This window comes from Cupriavidus sp. PB-02, from assembly GCF_058252315.1.
In genome coordinates, this window is sequence record NZ_CM177694.1 from 4,312,773 (window position 1) to 4,334,002 (window position 21,230).

At 68.5% G+C, this 21,230-nt stretch carries 20 protein-coding genes, 1 tRNA gene and 1 pseudogene; 7 read left to right on the plus strand and 15 right to left on the minus strand.

The features are described from left to right. Positions 1-165: 165 nt before the first annotated feature. A complete protein-coding gene (locus AC10V3_RS20345; protein WP_012354324.1) occupies positions 166-444 on the plus strand; it encodes an HU family DNA-binding protein in 279 nt (92 codons plus the stop codon). Between the two features lie 244 nt (positions 445-688). Beyond that, positions 689-1,675, plus strand: coding sequence for a DUF2272 domain-containing protein (locus tag AC10V3_RS20350; protein WP_454752538.1), 987 nt, complete (start codon positions 689-691; stop codon positions 1,673-1,675). Positions 1,676-1,753: 78 nt separating this feature from the next. On the opposite strand, the gene dinB is transcribed toward AC10V3_RS20350, so the two are convergent. The 3 genes from dinB to AC10V3_RS20365 all read right to left on the minus strand — a co-directional run bounded on the left by dinB (position 1,754) and on the right by AC10V3_RS20365 (position 5,100). Next, complete coding sequence (gene dinB, locus AC10V3_RS20355) at positions 1,754-2,833, minus strand: DNA polymerase IV (protein WP_490923693.1); 1,080 nt, start codon at positions 2,831-2,833, stop codon at positions 1,754-1,756. A gap of 51 nt (positions 2,834-2,884) precedes the next feature. Further along, the gene (rarD, locus tag AC10V3_RS20360; protein ID WP_454752539.1) at positions 2,885-3,790 is read right to left on the minus strand and encodes an EamA family transporter RarD; all 906 of its coding nucleotides are present in this window, start codon (positions 3,788-3,790) and stop codon (positions 2,885-2,887) included. A 173-nt stretch (positions 3,791-3,963) separates the two neighbouring features. After that, the gene (locus tag AC10V3_RS20365; protein WP_454752540.1) at positions 3,964-5,100 is read right to left on the minus strand and encodes a TRAP transporter substrate-binding protein; all 1,137 of its coding nucleotides are present in this window, start codon (positions 5,098-5,100) and stop codon (positions 3,964-3,966) included. Positions 5,101-5,548: 448 nt separating this feature from the next. Here AC10V3_RS20365 and AC10V3_RS20370 point away from each other — a divergent pair, with 448 nt between their 5' ends. After that, on the plus strand, positions 5,549-7,354 hold the full coding sequence (locus AC10V3_RS20370) for a carbohydrate porin (protein WP_490922859.1): 1,806 nt from the start codon (positions 5,549-5,551) through the stop codon (positions 7,352-7,354). Here the strand turns inward: AC10V3_RS20370 and AC10V3_RS20375 are convergent. The 3 genes and pseudogenes from AC10V3_RS20375 to AC10V3_RS20385 all read right to left on the minus strand — a co-directional run. After that, positions 7,338-8,063, minus strand: coding sequence for an aquaporin (locus tag AC10V3_RS20375; RefSeq protein ID WP_490922861.1), 726 nt, complete (start codon positions 8,061-8,063; stop codon positions 7,338-7,340). The genes AC10V3_RS20370 and AC10V3_RS20375 overlap by 17 nt on opposite strands. A 298-nt stretch (positions 8,064-8,361) precedes the next feature. Further along, positions 8,362-8,607 (minus strand): LysE family transporter, encoded by a 246-nt coding sequence (locus tag AC10V3_RS20380; protein WP_454752542.1) that lies wholly within the window; start codon positions 8,605-8,607, stop codon positions 8,362-8,364. Between the two features lie 61 nt (positions 8,608-8,668). Next, a pseudogene (locus tag AC10V3_RS20385) lies at positions 8,669-9,049 on the minus strand (LysE family transporter); the annotation flags it as partial. Between AC10V3_RS20385 and AC10V3_RS20390 the strand changes: the two are divergent. Beyond that, positions 8,970-9,356, plus strand: coding sequence for a diguanylate cyclase (locus AC10V3_RS20390; RefSeq protein WP_490922863.1), 387 nt, complete (start codon positions 8,970-8,972; stop codon positions 9,354-9,356). The pseudogene AC10V3_RS20385 and the gene AC10V3_RS20390 overlap by 80 nt on opposite strands. Here AC10V3_RS20390 and AC10V3_RS20395 read toward each other — a convergent pair. The 9 genes from AC10V3_RS20395 to def all read right to left on the minus strand — a co-directional run bounded on the left by AC10V3_RS20395 (position 9,348) and on the right by def (position 18,698). After that, a complete protein-coding gene (locus tag AC10V3_RS20395; protein ID WP_022537052.1) occupies positions 9,348-9,839 on the minus strand; it encodes a hypothetical protein in 492 nt (163 codons plus the stop codon). The genes AC10V3_RS20390 and AC10V3_RS20395 overlap by 9 nt on opposite strands. Positions 9,840-10,088: 249 nt before the next feature. After that, positions 10,089-10,164, minus strand: a tRNA-Phe gene (locus tag AC10V3_RS20400). 60 nt (positions 10,165-10,224) lie between these two features. Beyond that, positions 10,225-10,935 carry a response regulator gene (locus AC10V3_RS20405; RefSeq protein ID WP_454752543.1) on the minus strand — a complete coding sequence of 237 codons (711 nt, stop codon included), beginning with the start codon at positions 10,933-10,935 and terminating at the stop codon, positions 10,225-10,227. Positions 10,936-10,987: 52 nt separating this feature from the next. Then, positions 10,988-13,429: a sensor histidine kinase gene (locus AC10V3_RS20410; RefSeq protein WP_022537054.1), complete on the minus strand. Its 2,442-nt coding sequence runs from the start codon at positions 13,427-13,429 to the stop codon at positions 10,988-10,990. Next, positions 13,426-14,334: a DUF4390 domain-containing protein gene (locus AC10V3_RS20415; RefSeq protein ID WP_349608360.1), complete on the minus strand. Its 909-nt coding sequence runs from the start codon at positions 14,332-14,334 to the stop codon at positions 13,426-13,428. The genes AC10V3_RS20410 and AC10V3_RS20415 overlap by 4 nt, the downstream gene beginning before the upstream one ends. A 9-nt stretch (positions 14,335-14,343) precedes the next feature. Beyond that, positions 14,344-15,762, minus strand: a complete 1,419-nt coding sequence (gene rsmB / locus AC10V3_RS20420; RefSeq protein ID WP_490922865.1) for a 16S rRNA (cytosine(967)-C(5))-methyltransferase RsmB — start codon at positions 15,760-15,762, stop codon at positions 14,344-14,346. Between the two features lie 154 nt (positions 15,763-15,916). Further along, on the minus strand, positions 15,917-16,777 hold the full coding sequence (gene htpX / locus AC10V3_RS20425; protein ID WP_490922867.1) for a zinc metalloprotease HtpX: 861 nt from the start codon (positions 16,775-16,777) through the stop codon (positions 15,917-15,919). Positions 16,778-16,993: 216 nt separating this feature from the next. Further along, positions 16,994-18,016: a methionyl-tRNA formyltransferase gene (gene fmt, locus AC10V3_RS20430; protein ID WP_454752545.1), complete on the minus strand. Its 1,023-nt coding sequence runs from the start codon at positions 18,014-18,016 to the stop codon at positions 16,994-16,996. Positions 18,017-18,191: 175 nt separating this feature from the next. Further along, entirely contained in the window at positions 18,192-18,698 is a 507-nt protein-coding gene (gene def / locus AC10V3_RS20435) for a peptide deformylase (RefSeq protein ID WP_022537059.1), read from the minus strand. A 160-nt stretch (positions 18,699-18,858) separates the two neighbouring features. Here def and AC10V3_RS20440 point away from each other — a divergent pair, with 160 nt between their 5' ends. The 3 genes from AC10V3_RS20440 to AC10V3_RS20450 all read left to right on the plus strand — a co-directional run bounded on the left by AC10V3_RS20440 (position 18,859) and on the right by AC10V3_RS20450 (position 21,202). Beyond that, entirely contained in the window at positions 18,859-20,028 is a 1,170-nt protein-coding gene (locus tag AC10V3_RS20440) for a LysM peptidoglycan-binding domain-containing protein (protein WP_022537060.1), read from the plus strand. Between the two features lie 7 nt (positions 20,029-20,035). Next, the gene (locus AC10V3_RS20445; protein ID WP_374063632.1) at positions 20,036-20,704 is read left to right on the plus strand and encodes a DprA-like winged helix domain-containing protein; all 669 of its coding nucleotides are present in this window, start codon (positions 20,036-20,038) and stop codon (positions 20,702-20,704) included. Between the two features lie 93 nt (positions 20,705-20,797). Beyond that, positions 20,798-21,202, plus strand: a complete 405-nt coding sequence (locus AC10V3_RS20450) for a thioredoxin family protein (RefSeq protein WP_349608367.1) — start codon at positions 20,798-20,800, stop codon at positions 21,200-21,202. Positions 21,203-21,230 lie beyond the last annotated feature (28 nt).

The following is a 21,230-nucleotide window of genomic DNA, read 5'->3' on the forward strand; positions in this document are numbered from 1 at the left end:
ACGGCCTGAAGCGGGCTGGCGGAAACTACCCCGTAACAATCTGTTCCCGGTGCGCCTTGTCCGACACGGTATCATGTGGCCCGCGGCGTCTTTGCCGGGGCCGTGCCAGCCTGGCCGCCCGGGACCGGGACGCCTGTGTTTTATCAACTCGATACGGAGTGAAGCATGACGAAAACCGAACTGATCGACGCGATCGCAGCCGGGGTTGACGGTCTGACCAAGGCCAAGGCGGAACAGGCACTGAACGTGACCCTGTCGGCCATCATGGACGCCGTGGCCAAGGGCGACACGCTGAGCCTCATCGGCTTTGGCACGTTCAGCAAGGGCGAGCGTGGCGAGCGCATGGCGCGCAACCCGCGCACCGGCGAAGAAATCAAGGTCGAAGCCGCCAAGACCGTGAAGTTCAAGGCCGGCCAGAAGTTCAAGGACGCGGTCAACCAGTGAGCCTGACGGGCTGCAGCACTGCACGGCCCGGATTTGCCTGACCCCGCCATGCCGCCGCCCGGTGCCCGAGGGCGCAGGTGTGCGCCAGGCGGGGGACGTTATCCACAGCAGTGTTCCGGAATTTCTGCAGTATCCGCCGCATCGCTGTAGCCGCAGCCACAGCGATCGCGCGCGAAGTCTTCCAACAGGCGTCCAGCCTTGGCCGTTGCTGGCCGGACCGGGTGCCGCAGTACGTGGGGCTCCTATGTTCGCCCGTCCGCCGCGCCGCAGATCTCCACAGCGTTATTCACAGCGCTTTCCACAGCCGATTCCACAGGTTTCTCCACAGGCATTTTGTGCCGCCGTGGCGCTTGCGCTGCTCAGCGCCTGTACCACCATCAGCGAACCCGCCCGCCCGCAGGCGCGCGCCCTGCCCGACAACGAAAGGCCGGTAACGCACCCAGGCGCCACGCCGCGCGAACGCATCGTCGAGATCGCCACGCAGGAATGGGCACGCTGGGGCGGCCAGGTGGTGCGGCTGGGCCGCGACGATAGCGCCTGCGTCACCTATAGTCCGCTGCCCGCACCGGAACTGCCCCCGCCGCTGCCCGAGCCGCCGGAGGTCCCGGGCGATAGCCCGGCCCCCGGCCAGCTTCCCACCAGCGCCGATACCGAAACCAATGCCAACCAGCCGCCGTTGTCCCACTGCCTGTCCTTCCCCGACGGCACTGGCATGGAAGCGACGCCGCTGGGCTGCACCCTTGCCCGTCGCTACTGGGGCATCGTCGGCGAGACCCCCAGCTGCGGGCAGGTGACGCAGGGCGCGTGGGCCTGGTCGGCGGTGTTCATCTCCTGGGTGCTGCGCAAGGCGGGATTGGACGAGCGCCAGTTCCTGACCGGCCAGTCGCATTCGATGTACGTGGTGGATGCGCGCGACGGCATCCTGCCCCGGCCTGCCTTCCATCTCGAGCCGGTGCCTGCCATGCCGCGTCCCGGCGACATCATCTGCGCGGGCCGCGGGCGTGACCGCTACCTGGAGGACATCGGCGAGATCGGCTTCGGCACCACGCCGATGCATTGCGACATCGTGGTCGCGGTGGACCCGGCAGCGCGCGTGATTCGCGCCATCGGCGGCAACGTGCAGCAGTCGGTGTCGTTGGAAGAGATCGAGCTGGGCGATTCAGGCCGGCTCGATGGCCTGACCAACTCGCATATGCCGTGGCTGCTGGTGATGCGCAACGACCTGCAGTAGGCAAAAATATTGTCGTGACTTATCGAGTTGGTGATTTTTTTCGGCCCGTTGATTATTCGCTTGAATAATCCATGGGGTTTAGTCGAATAATCCCAGCTGCGACGTATCCCGGTCGCTGGTCCCCACCCCGACGCCCAGCAGCCGCACCGGCAGCCCGCGGCGCGCATGCCCTTCGGCCAGCAGGCGCGCATAGACGGCGCGGTCAGGCGCATGGCCACGGCACTCCACCGTGGTCTGGCGGAAATCCGAGAAACGCAGCTTGACCGTCAGCTTGTCGATGGTGTCGTGCGCCTGCGCCCGCGCAATGCGGCCCTCCAGCATCGCGACCAGCGGCTCCAGCTCGGCCAGGCACGCCTGCAGGTCGGGTAAGTCGTCGGCATAGGTTTCTTCCACGCTGATCGACTTGCGCTCGCGCTCCGGCGACACCTCGCGCTCGTCCACGCCCCGGCACAGCCGGTAGAGCCGCGCCCCGAAGGCACCGAACTCGCGGTGCAGCCGGTCGGCCGACCAGGGCCGCAGGTCGCCGCAGGTCTCGGCTCCCAGGCGCCGCAACTTGGCCGCGGTGACCTTGCCCACGCCATGGATGCGCTCCACCGGCAGCGCGGCGACAAAGGCGTCGACCGCCGCGGGCCTGACCACGAACAGCCCGTCGGGCTTGTTCCAGTCGCTGGCGATCTTGGCGACGAACTTGCTCGGCCCCACGCCGGCCGAGACCGTCACCCCCACCTCATCGCGCACGCGTTGGCGGATCTCTTCGGCGATGCGCGTGGCGCTGCCGGCGTGGCGTGTGCAGCGGCTGACGTCAAGGTAGGCCTCGTCCAGCGACAGCGGCTCGACCAGCTCGGTGTATTCACGGTAGATCGCGAAGATCTGGCGCGACACCTCGCGATACTTGTCCATCGCCGGGCGCACGATCAGCAGATCGGGGCAGCGCTTGACCGCCTGTGCCGACGCCATCGCCGAGCGCACGCCAAAGGCGCGCGCCTCGTAGTTGCAGGTGGCGATCACCCCGCGGCGGTCGGGCGAGCCGCCCACGGCCATCGGGCGGCCGCGCAGCGACGGGTCGTCGCGCATCTCGACCGAGGCGTAGAAGCAGTCGCAGTCGCAATGGATGATCTTGCGCTGGAGCGCGGGCGTGGCATCAGGCGGGGCGGACAGGTGGCCAGGCACCGTATCGTTATCCGTGTGAAGAATGAAGTGGTCCGATCTTCAGACTGACTCATTAGTCGGTTGGATGGCCGCTGGCTTCTGCCGCGCGCTCATCCACAGTCCCTCGGCCGCATACAGCGCCAGCGAGATCCAGATCAGCGCGTAGCCGACCTGCTTCTGCGCCGGGAACGGCTCGTTCCACAGCCATACGCCCAGCAGCAGCTGCAGCGTCGGCCCGGTGTACTGCAGCAGGCCCAGCAGCGACAGCGGGATGCGGCGCGCACCGGCCGCAAAGAACAGCAGCGGCACAGCCGTCACCGGCCCCGCCATCAGCAGCAGCAGCTGCGTACCCGGCGCTGCGTGGGTGAAGCCGTCCTGCCCGATGGCGAACAGGTAGCCCAGCACCGCCGCCGCGATCGGGAACAGCAGCAGCGTTTCCAGCGACAGCCCTTCAAGCGCGCCCAACGCCCCGGTCTTGCGCAACAGCCCGTAGCCCCCAAAGGAGGCCGCCAGCCCCAGCGCGATCCACGGCAGCTGGCCCGCCGCCACCGTCAGCCAGGCCACGCCGGCCGCGGCCACCGCGATCGACAGCCACTGCACCGGGCGCAGCCGCTCGTGCAGGAACACCACGCCGAGCAGCACGCTGAACAGCGGGTTGATGAAGTAGCCCAGGCTGGCATCGACCACGCGGTTGGCCGACACCGCCCAGATATAGAGGAACCAGTTGCCGCACAGCAGCGCCGCACTTGCCGCGAACGCCAGCAGCAGGCGCCGGTCGCGCACCACCTGGCCCAGCCACCCCCACTGGCGCCGCCAAGCCAGGATCAGCCCCAGGAAGACCAGCGACCACACCATCCGGTGCAGCAGGATTTCCACCGGCGCGATGCCGGGCAACGACTTGATGTAGAGCGGGAGCAGCCCCCAGATGACATAGGCCAGGAGGGCGTAGAGGATGCCGAGTTGCATGGGGAATTCCGGTAGATGCCGGCGATTCTACCGGCGCCGGCCAGATCGCGCCGCGCAGGCGAGGCAAGGCGGACCAAGGCGGGCCAAAGGCAGGCCGGCAACAAAAAACCCCATGCTCCCGGAGGAACATGGGGTTTGCAGGTCGGCCCGGGGTAACCCGGGCGGCGTGCCGCTTACAGCTTGCGCGCGTAGCTGAACTGCGCGAAGCCCTGCTCGGCCACGTTGAACCAGGCGGCCTCGTTGTTGCGGAACACACGCCAGTCGTCGTAGATCTTCTTGAACGACGGGTTCTTGGCGGTTTCGTCGGCGTAGGCGTCCTGGGTCGCCTTGAAGCACGCTTCCATGATCTCCTTGGAGAACGGGCGCAGCTTGACGCCGTTCTCCAGCAGGCGCGCCAGCGCCTGCGGGTTGACCGTGTCGTACTTGGCCATCATGTTGGTGTGGGCCTCGATGGTGGCCGTTTCCAGCGCGCGCTTGTACAGCGCCGGCAGCTTCTCGTACTCGCTGGCCGAGGCGTAGAACGACAGCTGCGCGCTGCCTTCCCACCAGCCTGGGTAGTAGTAGTAAGGCGCCACCTTGTAGAAGCCCAGCTTCTCGTCATCGTACGGGCCCACCCACTCGGCCGCGTCGATGGTGCCCTTTTCCAGCGCGGGGTAGATGTCGCCGCCAGCGATCTGCTGAGGCACCACGCCCAGGCGCGACAGCACCACGCCGGCAAACCCGGCGATGCGGTACTTCAGGCCCTGCAGGTCGGCCACGGTCTTGATTTCCTTGCGGAACCAGCCGCCCATCTGCGCACAGGTGTTGCCGCCCAGGAAGTTGACGACGTTGTATTCCTTGAAGAATTCGCGCAACAGCTTCATGCCGTTGCCCTGCAGCATCCAGGCATTCTGCTGGCGCGCGGTCAGGCCGAACGGGACGGTGGTGTCGAAGCACAGCGTCGGGTTCTTGCCGAAATAGTAGTAGCCGGCGGTGTGGCCGAGCTGCACGGTGTTGTTCTGCACCGCGTCCAGCACCTGCAGGCCCGGCACGAGTTCACCGGCGGCGAAGACCTTGATATTGAACTTGCCGTCGGTCAGTTCCTTTACGCGCGTGGACAGCAGTTCGGCGCCGCCGAAGATGGTGTCGAGCGACTTGGGGAAGCTTGAGGCCAGGCGCCATTCCACGGCGGGATTGCTACCGACGACGGCCGGCGCTGCCGGGCCGCTGGCGGCAGCAGGCGCTGCCTTTTGTTCACCCTTGCCGCACGCGGCCAGTGCCCCGGTGGCGGCCACGGCCGACGCCTTCAATAGAAAGGAACGACGTTCCATCTCCACTTCTCCTCTTATAGATATTGATTCGGATGCAGGCGCGCGGCTCGCATGAGGCCGCGCACCAGACCGTGACGCACTGGCCGCCGGGGTACGGTGGCCTGCGCAACGCTGTGCCTGTTGCGAACGGGCACGGCGGCGTGCCCCCAGTGCCGGACACTGGTCGCGGCAGCCACGGACTTGTCCGCCCGGGAGAGCGGCGTGCGCGGCGAGGGCTGTCTTACCCGAAAGACAAGCCCGCCGATTATAGCGGTGGCCCTTTCGCCACGGGGCCCTGCGCGAGTGCGGGTTTTCGCTAGTCGATCACGCCAGTCCCAAGTGCTTTTCGCATTGTGAGACGAGCAACACTGCGATGGATTTTGTAACCCGGCTTGCGGTCAAATGAACCGGCTGATAAAAAACAGACCCCGCCCCCGGAGGGTTTGTCTGCTCCGGCCACCATTGCTGCATGCCTGAATTGTTGTCCGCCTCCCGCCGCATCACCGCTTCGCCGCCCTGCCCGCGCATCCCGGCCGGGCGCGGCGGCCTGCCCCTGCGCCGCTTCGGCTTTGCCGTGCTCGCCGCATGGGGACTGGTGGCGTGCGCGCAGACCGGTGGCTCGATGATCAGGACGAGCACAGACACGACCACGCCGCCGCCGCGCTTTGAGCCGCGGCCAGAGCTGCCCCCGGTGGTGTCCGCTGTCGGCCCTGCCGCTGCGCAGCCAGCCGCGGCCAATGTGCCGGCCGCAGCGGCCCCGCCCGCCACGGCAGCGGCCGTGGATGATCCGCTGGCCGCGCTGATTGGCGGCGACGCGGCACCAGCGCCAGGCGCTGCCCCGCCTGCACAGGCCCAGGCGCAGCCTGCCCAGCCCGCTCAGTCCGACCAGCCCGCACCGGCCGCTGCGCAAGCTGACGTCAGCGCTCCCGCAAGCGTTGCCGCCACCAACCCGGCAGCCGATCCGAACTTCGTCGGCCCACCCGAGCCACCGCCCCCTGCGCCGCCGCCGCTGGTACTGTTCCCGCCCCGGCTCGGCGAGTTCCAGGCCGAGCCGCCCGCCCAACCGGCGCAGGCCAGGGCCGCGGCCCCCGGGGAGGCGCCACCCGACGCGCCACCGGTGCTGCGCTCGCAGTTGCCCGCCGACGATGCCGCGGTGGACACAGTGTGGCGTTTGAGCTACAGCGGCCGTGCCGCCGTCGAGGAGCGCCCGGCCACCATGCACGCCTGCCCCGGCGGCGCGCTCTCGACCGGCATCGGCAGCGGCCTGGCTTGCCGCAGCGCCGGCGAGGTCAAGATCCGCGAATCCGTGCTCGCCCTGGATGGCGGTGCGCAGGTGATGCTGATCGCCCAGGCGCGTGGCACCGATGCCACCACGGTCAACGGCCGCCCGGAGGCGATCGACCCCTATGCGCTGGTGCCGCAGTTCTATACGGCAGTCAGCGGCCTCGCGGTGCTGGACGGCGCCACCATGTGGGCCGGTCGGCGCGACAATGCGCCCTTCCTGATGTCGTCGGGCCTGCTGCCGCCCAATTCCACCGCGATGCGCTTCGGCGTGGACAACGCCAAGGTGATCGGCGATATCGGCCTGAGCTACCAGTACACCGCGCGCGCCGACCAGAAAGGCCAGAACCTGCCGAGCTACCACTCGGTGCGTACCGTGCCGATCAACACCAATGAAAAGGGCTCGGTCCAGCTCGGCTTTACGCGCGTGGAAGCGCAGCCAATGGTGGAAGACACCGGTGGCGCCTGGTGGGCATCCGCCCTGCATGAGCAGAAAGGCGTGCTGTTCGGCACCAACCGGCTCGGCCTGCAGTTCGGCTCGGGCTCGCGCAACGCCATGACTGGCTATACCGGCATGGGCCCGTCGCTGTCGCGCATGCGCGTGGCCGAATCGATCGAATGGAAGGGGCGCTCGGGGCTCAGCGGCGCGGTGGAACAAAGCCTGCAGTTCGACCGCTCGCCAGTCGGCACGATGCAGTGGACCACCACGCGCCTGCGCCCCGCCTATGTGGCCAGCGACCAGTTCCGACTGAATTTCGAGGTCTCGCACGACCAGATCTCTTCCGGCTTCGGCGTCAGCGGCCAGCGCACCGCGCTTACCGTGGCGCCGACGCTGACGCTGGGCAAGTCGGCGGGCAACGCCAATCTGCGCGCTTTCTACACCTACAGCCGGGCCTCGGACGTGGACGGCATCGGCTACACCGCGCCCGCGGACGCCTGGGCCTCGCAGCCCAGCGGCTCGATCTTCGGCGTGCAGCTCAATCGACGCTGGTAGGCGCGGCGCGCCAGTCGCGGCGCGAGCCCTTGATAGCGCCAGCCGCAGGCACAGGCTTGCGGCACAGCCAGTGGAACAGCAGCGTCGCGGCCAGCCCGCCGCCGATCTGTGCCAGCACAAAGCCCGGCACATCCTCCAGGCGGATCCCGGTAAAGGTATCGGTCAGCGCACAGGCAATGGTCAGGGCCGGATTGGCGAACGAGGTCGACGACGTGAACCAGTACCCCGCCGTGATATAGCCCGCCACCACGAACGGCACCAGCTGCGGCCGGCTGCGCAGCGTGCCGATGCCCACGCCCACCAGCCCGAAGGTCGCCACGCACTCGCTCCACCACATCGATGCGCCGGTACGGCTCTGCGCCGACCACGCCAGCGCCGGTTCGCCGAACATCGCATGCGCGGCCAGCACGCCGCAGACGCCGCCGGCCACCTGCACCAGCACATAACTCAGCGCATCGCGCGGCGACAGCGCGCCCTGCACCAGCGCCGACAGGCTTACCACCGGGTTGAAATGCCCGCCCGACACCGGGCCCAGCGACACCAGCAGCGCCACCAGCCCGGCCCCGGTGGCCAGCGAATTGGCCAGCAGCGCCAGCGCTGTGTCGCCTGCGGCGAGGCGCTCGGCGCGGATGCCGGAGCCCACCACGATCGCCACCAGCAGGGCCGTGCCCAGGCCTTCGGCCACCAGGCGGCGTGCGAGCGTACTCATCGCTGCGCTCCGCTGGCGTCGCGCCGGGGCGAACGAAGGTGGCACGGGATCGGCCGCAAATTCGCGGCCAAAGCGGTGGAAGAAGCGATGGAAAAAGCGTGCAGCGGCATGGAAAACGTCGCCTGAGACGACGCCTCGGAGGTGTGGCGGTACAGTGGCAAGCCCGCGCGCACAGGCTGCGCGCGGACGCGACAGTGTTCCGCTCGCGCACCGGGTGCGTCAATGCGCAGCCGCTTCGTTGTGTGCGGACGCTAGGTATCGAATCGCCGGGATCGCCGCGCGGCCGCTGACCTTGCCGTTACCGGTTGCTGGCCGCCAGCCGCAGGCCGAAGCCGATCAGCGCGATCCCGGCCAGGCGCGTTGCCAGCGTGCGCGCGAACGGCAGTGCCCGCAGCCGGCTGGCCACCGCGTTGCCCGCCAGCACCAGCGCCGCCTGGTAGGCAAAGCTGAGCACCGTGACGTGGGCCATCATCGCCGCCAGCGTGGCCGGCGACGCATCCGGGCGCAGGAACAGCGGGAAGAACGCGACAAAGAACAGCACCACCTAGGCTGACCGTGAAGCCCTGGCGCAGGGTCACGCGCGCGGACTTGCGCGGCTCAGGCACGCCGGCGTCCGCGGCAAGGCGCGTACGCAGCAACTGCACGCCCATCCAGCACAGGTACGCGGCACCAAACCACTGCAAGCCGTGGAACAGCAGCGGATTGGCCTGCATCACCGCCGCCAGCCCCGCCACCGCGGCGAGCATGTACACGAGATCGCCCAGCAGCGTGCCGCAGACGGCGCCCATGCCCGCCGCCACGCCATTGCGCGCGGTGGCGTTGAGGATGGCGATCGTGCCCGGGCCGGGGATCAGCTGGAACACCAGGATGGCGAGCACGAAGCTGGTGTAGTTCTGGATGTCGAACATGGCGTTGCGCGGGTTGGATGGCAGGGCGATAGGAGTTTGCACGCGAAGCCAGGCGCCAGCAGCGCGACGGCAACCCATGTCAGTGCTGATGGTCGATATCGACTTCTTCAAGAAGATCAACGACCACTGGGGTCACGGCAGCGGCGACCGCGTGCTCAAGACAATGGCGCAGGCGTTGCGCAACGTGCTGCGCGCAGCCGACCTGCCTGCGCGCCTTGGCGGCGAGGAGTTTGCCGTGATGCTGCCGCAGACCGGCCTGGCCGACGCGGTGCAGACCGCCGAACGCATGCGCCAGGACATCGCCGGCTGCGTCGTCGAAGCCGAGGCCGACACAAGCCGGCTTCAGCGGGCTGAGCCGTGCTCCGTTGCGTGTGCCTCAGCGTAACAGGAAAGCGATGTCCTCCACGCTGATCTGCGAAACCGGGATGCCCTTGCGGCGTTGGAAGAGGATGTGCTGCTGCACGCGGCTGCGCTGCTCGGCGAATGCCGCCGCATCGATCGGCGTACCAAGGCGCATGTAGTGCTGGACCAGCAGCTTGTAGGCGCGGTGCCGCACCTGCATCGCCTCGGCCTCCCCGCGCAGCCGTTTCATCTCTGCCGGGCTGCGGTCGATGGCTTGGTGCAGTTCGTCGACGGTGCGGGCGTGCAGTTCGCGGTAGACATCGCGTTCGGCTTCCGCCTTGTGGAGTTCGTCGCGCAATTCGCGGATCTTGCGCTGCAGCTTCAGCGTCTGCGTGACCGCCTGCTGCATCCGCCCGGCCGCGCCAAGCGCGTGGCTGGCCGCGGCCATGGTGCTCTTCCACAGACCGCGCTCGCTGCCCGCGCCTTCCGGCGGCCAGCGCTTGTCATCCCCGATCAACGTATCCATCAGACCCCCGGTAGAGAAACGATAGTCCTGGGCCGGCGTTGTCCGCTCTATTGGCGCGGCTAGACCGGCTCGGCACGCGCTGCCGGGTGGCAGGGCGTCAGGGAATCGTAGAGATACATATAACGGGTGCCAAGTAGAAGATATTTACTTCTGGATTGTCTGTTGCAAGTTGTGCAAAGGTATTGTCTTGTCGGCCGGACAGCGCCCAATGCAAAAAGCCCGGCTGCAGGAGCCGGGCTTTTCTTGTTCTGGTGGCCTGGGACGGAATCGAACCGCCGACACAAGGATTTTCAATCCTCTGCTCTACCGACTGAGCTACCGGGCCAAAGAAGCGAAACTATAACTGGACTTTTTTGGCCAGTCAAGCGTCATCTGCGTCACTGCCTCATTGTTCGGCAGGCTCGGGCTTGTTGCGGCCCAGTTCGACGCCGAGCTGCTTGAGCTTGCGGTACAGGTGGGTGCGTTCCAGGCCGGTCTTTTCGGCCACGCGGGTCATGCTGCCGTGTTCGCGCAGCAGGTGGTATTCAAAGTAGGCGCGCTCGAACAGGTCGCGCGCTTCGCGCAGCGGCATGTCGAAGGAGAACTGCATCTCGGCCTCGGGCACGCGCGCGGGGCTGCCGTTGGTGGCGGCCTCGGCGGTGGGCTCGGGCGCGGCGCCGACGGTGCCGGCTTCGGCCAAGGGCGCGGTGGCCGGCGCGGCCGCGGCGGCCGGGGCGCTGCGTGGGCGATCGACGCCGCGCGCCAGGCCCTGCTCGACCGCGGACAGCAGCTTCTGCAGCGCGATCGGCTTCTCCAGGAAATTCAGTGCGCCGATCTTGGTCGCCTCGACTGCCGTGTCGATGGTGGCGTGGCCCGACATCATGATGACGGGCATCGTCAGCTGGCCCTGCGCGGACCATTCCTTGAGCAGCGTCACACCATCGGTATCGGGCATCCAGATATCGAGCAGCACGAGGTCAGGCGTGCCGGCCGCGCGGTATTCGCGCGCCTGGTGCGCGTTTTCCGCGAGTTCGACCACGTGGCCTTCGTCGCTGAGGATCTCCGAGAGCAGCTCCCGGATTCCCATTTCGTCATCGACTACGAGGATCGTTGCCATACTTCCCCTCTTAACCCCACCGCAGCGTTCCGGGACCGGACGCCAATGTTGACTATGCCAGCTTAACGAACAGGATCGAGATCTGTGCACCGACGATCTCCGCACCTTCCATGCGATTGCGCAGCTCGATGCGCGCACCGTGTTCGTCAATGATCTTTTTTACCATCGCGAGCCCGAGACCCGTGCCCTTGGCTTTCGTGGTCACATAGGGCTCGAACGCACGGCTCAGGATTCGTGGTGCAAAGCCGGGACCATTGTCCGCAATGGTGAGCTTGACGGCCTGCCGGTTTTCGCCAGCAGAATCTTTGTATTCTACAGTCTCGGTGTTCAGAGTGATATGGGGCGCCGCCCTACCCGCCGCCACGTTCTCCGTGGCCGCATCCTGCGCGTTCTGCAGCAGGTTGTGGATGACCTGGCGCAGTTGCGTGGGATCACCCTTGATTTCAGGCAGGCCCGCGCCCAGCGTCGGATGGATCACCGGGTGCTCGTGCACCGCCGCATCGTCGATGCCGTACAGGTGCAGCACCTCCGCCACCAGGCTGTTGAGCTGCAGCGATTGCAGCACCGCCGGCGGCGTGCGCGCGTAGTCGCGGAAGTCATCGACCATGCGCTTCATCGCCTGCACCTGGTTAACGATCGTGGCCGCGCCGCGCTTCAGCACATCCACGTCGGTGCCTTCCAGCTTGGGCGAGAGCTTCATCTGCAGCCGCTCGGCCGAGAGCTGGATCGGCGTGAGCGGGTTCTTGATCTCGTGGGCGAGGCGCCGCGCCACTTCGCCCCATGCCACTGAGCGTTGAGCGGAAATCACATCGGAAATATCGTCGAACACGACCACATAGCCGGGCTCGTCGCGCTCGCCGCCGGGCAGGCGCGCGCCGCGCACCAGCAGCGTGAGCGGCTGTTCCTCGATGCCTGCATTGCCGTGTGGCAGTTCGATCTGCTTCTGCCAGTGTTCGGCGCCGCCCAGCACCTCGCTGGTGTTCTGGTCCGAGAAGGCCTGGCGTACGATCTCGCCGAAGGGCCCCATGCCAGGGATCTGCTCCACCGGCAGGCCCAGCACCGCGCCAAACGGCTGGCGGAAGATGCGCTCGGCGCCGGGATTGGCGGTGATCAGCACGAAACGGCGGTCGAACACCAGCACGCCCGCGGTCAGGTTCTGCAGCACGCTCTCCAGGTAGGCCTTGGACTGCTCCAGCGCGGCGCGGTTTTCTTCGACGGCCAGGCGCGCCTCGGCCAGCTGTCGCGTCATCTGGTTGAACTGCTGCGTCAGCATGCCGAGTTCATCGCGGCTCTTCAGTTCGCGCTTGGGCGAGAGGTCGCCCTCGGCCACTTCCTTGGTCCCTTGCAGCAGCATCAGCAGCGGCCGCGCCAGCTGTCCGCCCAGCAGCAGCGCCAGCATCACCGCGATAAACACCGCCAGGAACAGCGTCAGCGTCAGCGTGCCGATATACATCTTGCGCAGGCCGGTGCGGCCCAGCGCCTTTTCCTGGTATTCCTGGTACGCGCGCTGGACCTCGTCGGCATTGCGCGCGAGCACCGCCGGCACCGGGTGCAGCACCTGCAGGTAACGCTCTTCGCGCACGGTCTCGCCGACCAGGCCGAAGCCGCTGGAGGGCGATTCTTCCGGTCGGCGCTCGACCGACAGGCCGGAGCCGGCCCAGCGCGACTTCGGTGCCGCGCGCGGCACGCTGGCGCCCTCGACCATGTCCTGCGTCGCGGTCGGCGCCGCGCCCAGCGGGATGATCACGCGCAGCCGGTACAAGTGGCTGCTGTCGACGCGCTCGGCGCCCTGGCCGCTGTCGGTGGATGGGTCGGTGCCGCCCTCCACCGCCGCGAAGCCGCCGGCCAGGCGTGCCTGCTCGGCCAGCACGCCCGAAGGCAGGTCTGGCACCAGCGAGGCATAGTTGCTCGACGCGGTCGCCAGCACGCGGCCGCTGCCGGTGAAGATCGCGGCTTCCTGGATGCCGTACTGCTCGCGCAGCCGGTTCAGCTGCAGCGAGGTGGCTACGCCGGTGGAACCGGAGAGCTGGTCGGCCATCAGTCGCGCCTTGACCTGCAGGTCGGCGAGCGAGCTGTCGATGGTGGAACGGCCCAGGTTCAGGCCCGCCTCGAGCGCGGTTTCCACGCGCACGTCGAACCAGGACTCGATGCTGCGCGAGACGAACTGCAGCGATACCAGGTAGATCAGCACGCCCGGCAGCACGCCCACCACGCCGAAGAACACGGCGAGCTTGGTCATCAGCCGCGTGCCGAACTTGCCGCGGCGATAGCGCAGCCACAGCGTCAGCGCCAGCGCGCCAATGGTCAGCACCAGCAGCGCGCCGATCACCAGGTTCACCTTGAACAGCAGCGTGAAATAGCGATCGAAGAATTCGGTGTTGGCCGACGCGCCGGCCAGCAGTCCCACCAGCACCAGCGCCAGGAAGGCGATGATCCCGGCCACGACGCGGTACAGCACGCGCCGGAACCGGCTGTCCCACAGCGAGGTGTTCATGGCTGGCTCGAGGCGGGCTGCGCCAGCAGCGTGGGCGACAGCGCGGTCGACGCTGCTTGCATGAAGACGGTGCCGCGCGCATCGTTGGCGGCGGCGGGCGCGCCCGGCACCGATGCCGGCGCGGGCACGGCGGGCGAAGCCGGCAGCGGCGGCGATGCGGGAGCCGGGGGCGGTGCGGGCGGCGCAGGCGGTGGCGGCTGCGGCGGCGGTGGTGGCGGTGGTGGCGGTGCCGCGTTGAGGTCCGTCGGCACCGTGTAGGTAAAGCGCCGCCAGTCCGACGCCAGGTTCCAGTCGCGCGTATTGACGGCATTGATCTGGAATGGCTTGGGCAGCTGCGACAGGTCGAGCCGCATGCGCACTTCAGCGTGGTAGCTCTCGCCCGGCTTGACCGCATTGCGCTCGAATACGCGCCAGCCGCGCACGCGCTGGATGAATTGCAGCGCGCTCTTCAGGCGCGTGAACGGCAGCTGCAGGCCGCCGGTGGAGACGCGGTACTGGCGTGTCAGCGGCTGGTATGACAGGCGCACGTTGCGGCTGATGTTGACGGGCTTTTCGTCGAACCAGTACCAGCGCGGACGCGTGAGCTGAAAGTCGACCGCGAAATAGAGGGAGATGCCCTTGTGCAGCGCGTCTTCGAGCGCGGGCGGCAGGTCGAAGTCGAAACTGGCAGCGAGTTCGAAACCGCCATCCTGGTATTCGATGCGCGCTTCGGTGGCTTCGATGACTTGCGCCTGCACCGCAGGCGGCTGCAACAGCAGAGTCGCCAGCGCCAGCACGAGGGCCAGCCACCAGCGCGCCAGTGCGCCACGCCTGGCTGCGCCGTGGTGGGGCGGATGCAGGCGCGCCTTGCCCGCCGTAGTGTCCACGGTCGCGCGGCAGTCTGACAGGCGCGGCATGCTCGGCATCGGATCAGATCAGGCGCGTTTCTGAAAGCGGGCGTAGAAAAAGCCATCGTGATCCGATGGCAGGCCGGCCTGGCCGGCTTCCTTTTCACCTTGTTCGCCAGCCATTTGCGTGGTTCGGGTGCCGGGCAGCAGCTGCCCCGGCGCCTGCAATCGTATCGCATCTGCCAGCTGTGCACCAAACCAGCGCGCCTGCTCCTCGCCTTCCGTTGGGAAAATAGAACAGGTGACGTAGACCAGGATGCCGCCCGGTTTGAGCAGCGGCCACAGCTGCGAGACGATGCGGCGCTGTTCGGTGATCAGCTTGGCGATATCGGTGTCGCGGCGCAGCCAGCGGATATCGGGATGGCGCCGCACGATGCCCGAGGCCGAGCACGGCACGTCGGCCAGGATGCGGTCGAATGGCTGGCCGTCCCACCAGTCTGAGGGCCGGCTGGCATCGCCCACCACGATCTTTGCTTCCCTGCCCAGGCGGGCCAGGTTCTCGCCGATGCGAACGGCGCGTTGCGGGTCGCTCTCCACTGCGGTCACGTCGATATCGGCGAGCTCCAGCAGGTGGCCGGTCTTGCCGCCGGGCGCGGCGCAGGCGTCGAGCACGCGCATGCCGTCGGCCACTTCCAGCAGCGGTGCGGCCAGTTGCGCGCCGGCATCCTGCACCGACACCACGCCTTCGGCAAAGCCCGGCAACTGCGTTACCGGCACTGCGCGGATCAGCCGCACGGCCTGCGGGCCGACCACGGTGCCGGCCAGGCCGGCATTGGCGAGGTCGGTCTGGTATTGCTGGACCGAGGTGCGCGCGGTGTTCACGCGCACCGTCATTGGCGGGCGCACGTTGGCGCTGGCGGCAAGCGTCATCCATTGGTCGGGGTAGGCCTCGCGCAGCATGCGCAGCCACCACGGCGGCAGGTTCCAGCGTGCCTGCTCGTCGCGGTTGACGTCGGCCAGCAGCGCCTTGCGTTCGCGCAGGAAGCGGCGCAGCACCGCATTGACCAGGCCGCGCGCGTGCGCGGTCTTGGGTTCGGAGGCGGCGGCGCTCACCGCCTGGTCGACGACCGTGAAGGTGCTGTAGCCGGGGCGGCCCGCGCCCCCGTCCTGCTGGTCTTTGTCTGCATTGTCCTGCTTGTCGCGCGGGCCCGGCGCGTGTTCCAGCAGCAAGGCCAGCGCCACGGCCAGCAGCGAATCGACCTGCGCGCCGGGCGGGCGCGTGACCAGCTTCGTCACCAGCGCGCGCGCGGTGCCGAACTGGCGCATGGTGCGATAGGCGATGTCCTGCAGCGCACCGCGCGTGGCAGCATCGCGCACGCGGTCCAGGCGCAGCTGCGCAGCGGCGTCCTCGATCGCCTGCGGCAAGGCGGTGCCTTCGCTGACGGCACGTACCGCGGCGGCGGCGCCGAGCATCTGGAAGGCAAGCGAATCGGGAGGCAGGCGCATATCGGTCAGGCAGCAGCTAAGGCAGTAAAGTGAGTGGTGGGATCGCGCCGCACGGCGCGGGCCATGAAAAAGCCCGCCGGTCCATGCGGAAACAGCGGGCAGTTTACCCTGTGCGCGGGCCGGGGCCGGTTTTCCGGCCAGCGGGCAGAGGCGATCAGGCCGGGTACGTACCCGTCTGCGCCATCTGCATCAGGCGTGCGATGCGCTCCTCGGTGGCCGGGTGGGTCGAGAACAGGTTGGCGATGGCGCCGCCCGACAGCGGGTTCATGATCATCATCTGCGCCGTGGCCGGGTGCTCCTCGGCCGCCTGGAACGGGACGCCCTGCGCGTAGCGGTGGATCTTGTCCAGCGCGCTGGCCAGCGCCTGCGGGTCGCCGCAGATCTCGGCACCGCCGCGGTCGGCTTCGAATTCACGCGCGCGCGAGATCGCCATCTGGATCAGCGAGGCCGCCAGCGGCGCCAGGATCGCCACGGCAATGCTGGCGATCGGGTTGCTGCGGTTGCCGTTCTCGTCGCGCCCGCCAAAGAACATCGCCATATTGGCCAGCGCGGAAATGGCACCGGCCATGGTCGCGGCGATGGTCGAGGTCAGGATGTCGCGGTGGCGCACGTGCGCCAGTTCATGCGCCATCACCCCCCGCAGTTCGCGCTCGGACAGCACGCGCAGGATGCCGGTGGTGGCGGCCACGGCAGCGTGTTCCGGGTTGCGGCCGGTGGCAAACGCGTTGGGCGCGTCTTCATTGATCAGGTACACGCGCGGCATCGGCAGCCCGGCGCGCTGCGCCAGCTCCTGCACCATGCCGTAGAACTGCGGCGCGCTGCCGGCGTCGACTTCCTGCGCGTTGTACATGCGCAGGACCATCTTGTCCGAGAACCAGTAGGAGAAGAAGTTCATGCCCAGCGCGATCAGCAGCGCCAACATCATGCCGCTGCGCCCGCCGATCATGCCGCCGATGACGATGAACAGCGCCGTGATGGCCGCCATCAGCATGAAGGTCTTGACCCAGTTGAACATTGCGGTGATCTCCGTGTAATCGCGAATCGCGTGACTCGCGCCCGGCCGGGAAAGCTGGCGCGATGACCGTTAGATAGGGGCCGATACCGGAAAATTCAACGGTTGGGCGAGGTCCGGGCCTTGCGCGCCACGCGATGGCGAGCCGCGCACCCGGCGCGATGCGTAGCGTGTCTGCCGGGCGATCCCGCCAGCACTTGCGCCACCAGGCCCGCCTGATTATGCCTGTGCCGTCCCGGCCCCGGGCACCGCGCAACGCGCACCCGGCACCAGCGGCATGCCCTGCAGGAACTGCTGCGCGGGCTGGCGGCGCCCGCCCGGCCTCTGCAGCTCGGTGACCAGCAGCGCGCTGCTGTCGCCGCAGGCGATGAGGATGCCGGCGGCATCGGCCGCGAGTACCGTACCAGGCGAATGCGGCAGGCTGCTGGCCGCGGCAAGCGGCGCGGCCTGCCAGCACTTGATCACGGTGTCGCCGACCTGCACCGTCGCCCCCGGGAACGGATTGAACGCGCGCACCTGGTTGGCCAGTTCCACGGCCGGGCGGCGCAGGTCCAGCGGCGCCTCGTCCTTGGCGATCTTATCGGCGTAGGTGACGCCCTCTTCCGGCTGCGGCGTAGCGGTCAGCGTCTGGCCCGCGGCCAGCGCCGTCAGCCCCTCGACGATCATGCGCGCGCCCAGCGCGGCCAGCGTGTCGTGCAGCGTGCCGGTGGTGTCCTCGGGGCCGATCGGCACCGCTTCGCGCGTGAGCATGTCGCCGGTGTCCAGGCCCTCGTCCATCTGCATCAGCGTGATGCCGGTCTCGGCATCGCCCGCCTCGATGGCGCGGTGGATCGGCGCCGCGCCGCGCCAGCGCGGCAGCAGCGAGCCATGGATATTGAGGCAGCCCAGGCGCGGCAGCGCCAGCACCTCGGCCGGCAGGATCAGGCCGTAGGCGGCCACCACCATCACGTCGGGCGCGATCTCAGCCAGTGTGTCCACCGCGGCCGCGGCTTCTTCCGGGTACTTGCCCTGGCGGCGCAGCGAGCGCGGCTGCAGCACCGGGCCGAGCCCGTTGGCGGCGGCGTACTGCTTGACCGGGCTGGCCTGCAGCTGCATGCCGCGGCCGGCGGGACGGTCCGGCTGCGTGAGCACGGCCACGACGGGAAAGCCGGCTGCGTGGATGGCTTCAAGCGCGACGCGCGCGAACTCGGGCGTGCCGGCAAAGGCGACACGCAGGGATCTGGCTTGGGAGGCTTTCGACATGGCAGGTTCCGGGCTTGCTAGCGTCAGGACCGGTGGGCCCTAAAGCAGAACCGGCCGCTATAGCGGCCGGTACCTTCGTTCTTCGGAAGTCATAAAGATAACAGACCCCCGCGCGCGGGCCATGCGCCGGTGGCTGGATTCCGGCGGGCTGTTACATCTTTGTGAGGGGCGCCGCTTACATGCGCGTGCGTTCGCGCTTCTGCAGTTTGCTCTTGATGCGATTGAGCTTGAGCGGCGACAGGTACTCGACAAACACCTTGCCGCGCAGGTGATCGATCTCGTGCTGGATGCACACGGCCAGCAGGTCGTCGGCGTCAAGCTCGAAGGTCTCGCCCTTCTCGTTGAGCGCGCGCACGCGCACGCGGTCCGGGCGCTCGACGCGGTCGTAGACCTCGGGCACCGACAGGCAGCCCTCTTCCCACACCTTGCGGTTCTCGCTGGCCCAGATGATCTCCGGGTTGATAAAGACCTGGAGCTGGTCGCGCGTCTCGGAGACGTCGATCACCACCACCTGCTCGTGCACGTTGACCTGGGTGGCGGCCAGCCCGATGCCAGGCGCTTCATACATGGTTTCAGCCATGTCCTTGACCAGCTGGCGGATGCGGTCGTCCACCGCGGCCACGGGTTTGGCAACGGTGTGCAGGCGGGGATCGGGGTAAGTCAGGATGTCGAGTTTTGCCATGATGCTAGGGCGCAACGCCAGGCGCTGCCGGCGCACCGGTCGCGTTGCGGTGGCCAGTGTTTACATGCAGAATCGGGGCGCAAGTACAAAAATTCAAGGCGCGCCGCAGCAGGCACGCTCTCCCGGGTCAATCCGGCCGAACCACCGGCTGGTCAGGAAAATGCGCGATCTTACCAAAGAACACCAGGCGGCGTCGGGCCGCAGGCTGCACGCGTTCACCCTCCTCTTGCTGAGTGCTGCCGGCCTCACAGCCGCGGCCAGCCTGCCGGCATTGGCAGCGGACCTCACGGTCACGCCAGCGCAGCAGGCCGAGGCCCAGCGCACCGCCCAGCAGGGCATCCCCGTTTCAGAACTCGCCCCCAGTGCGCCGTCGCAGTACACCGTGCGCACCGGCGACACGCTGTGGGGGATCTCGGGCCGCTACCTGCGCCAGCCCTGGCGCTGGCCCGAGTTGTGGGGCATGAACCAGCAGCAGATCCGCAACCCGCACCTGATCTATCCAGGCCAGATCCTGTACCTGATCCAGCGTGACGGCCGCGCCTGGCTGTCGACCACGCCTGGGGGCAGCGGCACGGTGCACCTGTCGCCACGCACGCGCGGCGGCGACGCCGACAGCGCCGCCATCCTGAGCATCCCCGCCGGCGATATCGAGCCTTTCCTGATCCGCCCGCTGGTGGTCGACGAAGGCACGCTCGCCACCTCCGCACGCATCGTCGCGGTGCCCGAGTCGCGCGTGTACCTGGGCCGCGACGACAATGCCTACGCGCGCGGCATCGCCGTCGACGCGCCGCCGGGCAGCGACTGGCAGGCCTATCGCCCGGTCACCCCGGTGCGCGACCCCGTCACCAACGCCGTGCTCGGCTACGAAGCCGAGTACGAAGGCAACGCCCGCCTGGCGCGCGGTGCGCAGGGCCCGGACGCGGTGTCGACGCTGCAGGTCACCCAGGCCCAGCAGGAGATGGGGGTGGGCACGATGCTGATGCCGCAGCCCGCGCGCGAAGCGGTGCGCTACGTGCCGCACGCGCCCGACGCCGAGGTCGACGGCCGCGTCGCCAAGGTCTTCGGCGGCGTGCAGTACGGCGGCGCCAAGCAGGTGGTGGTGCTCAACGTCGGCAGCAAGGCGGGTCTCGAACCCGGGCAGGTGCTGGCGTTGTCGCGCGCCGGCGAGATCGTGCACGACAAGACTGACAGCAACCGCAACATCCGCCTGCCGGACGAACGCTACGGGCTGGCCTTTGTCTTCCGCGTGTTCCCTGGCGTGGCGTACGCGCTGGTGACCGACGCCTCCAACGTGATCGCGGTGGGCGATCGCGCCACCTCGCCACGCTGAGCCGGCCTTGCTCGCAACCTGGCTGGCGGCCGCCGCTGCTCCAGGCGACGCCGCCGCCGGTCCGGGGCGGCGCGACAGTACGCGCGACCCCGATGACGTGATGGCGTGGCTGCGGCTGGCCTGCGCGCCCGGGGTCGGCCCGGTGGCCGCGCGCCTGCTGCTGGCCGCGTTCGGGCTGCCGCAGCAAGTGCTGGCGCAGAGCGTCGAGGCGCTGTCCTCGGTGGTGCCGCAGAAGCAGGCGCGTGCGGTGCTGGCCGCGCCCGGCGCGGCGCTGTCGGGGCTGGCCGCGCGCACGCTGGCCTGGCTCGACACGCCCGGCAACCATCTCGTCACGCTGGCTGACGACGCCTATCCCCGTCGGCTGTTCGACCTGCCCGATCCGCCGCCGCTGCTATATATCAAAGGCGATCCCGCGCTGCTGGCGCGCCCCGCGGTGGCCATCGTCGGCGCGCGCGGCGCCACCCCACCCGCCCAGCCGGGCCGACCGGACTTTTCTGACTTTGCCGACCCTTCCGACCCCCTGCTGGCCGCACTCGGCTACGATCCCGTTACGCTGGACGCGCTGTGCGAGCGCAGCGGCCAGCCCCCGGAAGCCGTCGCCGCGCGCCTGCTCGAGCTGGAACTGGCCGGCCACGCCGAGCGTCTACCGGGAAACCTGTTCCGCCGCCTTGGCTGAGCCGCCCGCGAGGCGTCCCGAGGGGGCCGGTGCGCAATACCGATACAATCGCCGGCTGTCCGCGTGCCGCGGGCGCCTCATGTTTCCGATGCCATGACCGTTTACTTCCCCGAGCGTGATGCCGACGCCATCGCCGAGTGCCTGGCGGCGCGGCCGCAGGGCCGCCTGGTTGCCTGCCTGTGCGCGCAGTGGTGCGGCACGTGCCGGGACTACCTGCCGGCGCTGACGGCCCTGGCCGGGCGCCATCCGGAGGATTGCTTCGTCTGGATCGACATCGAGACGCATGCGGACGCGCTCGGCGATGTCGATATCGAGAACTTCCCGACGGTGCTGGTGCAGCCGGCGTCGGGCGGCACGCCGCAGTTCTATGGCACGCTCCTGCCGCATATCGAGGTGCTGGAGCGTATGCTGACGCGCGGCGCAGCGATGCCGGCAAGTGCCGACGATGTGCCGCAAGTGCTGGACTGGTTACTTGCCGGAAGCCGTGGTGCCGCCTAGGTTAAGTTCTGGCGGCGCGGTAAGCCGC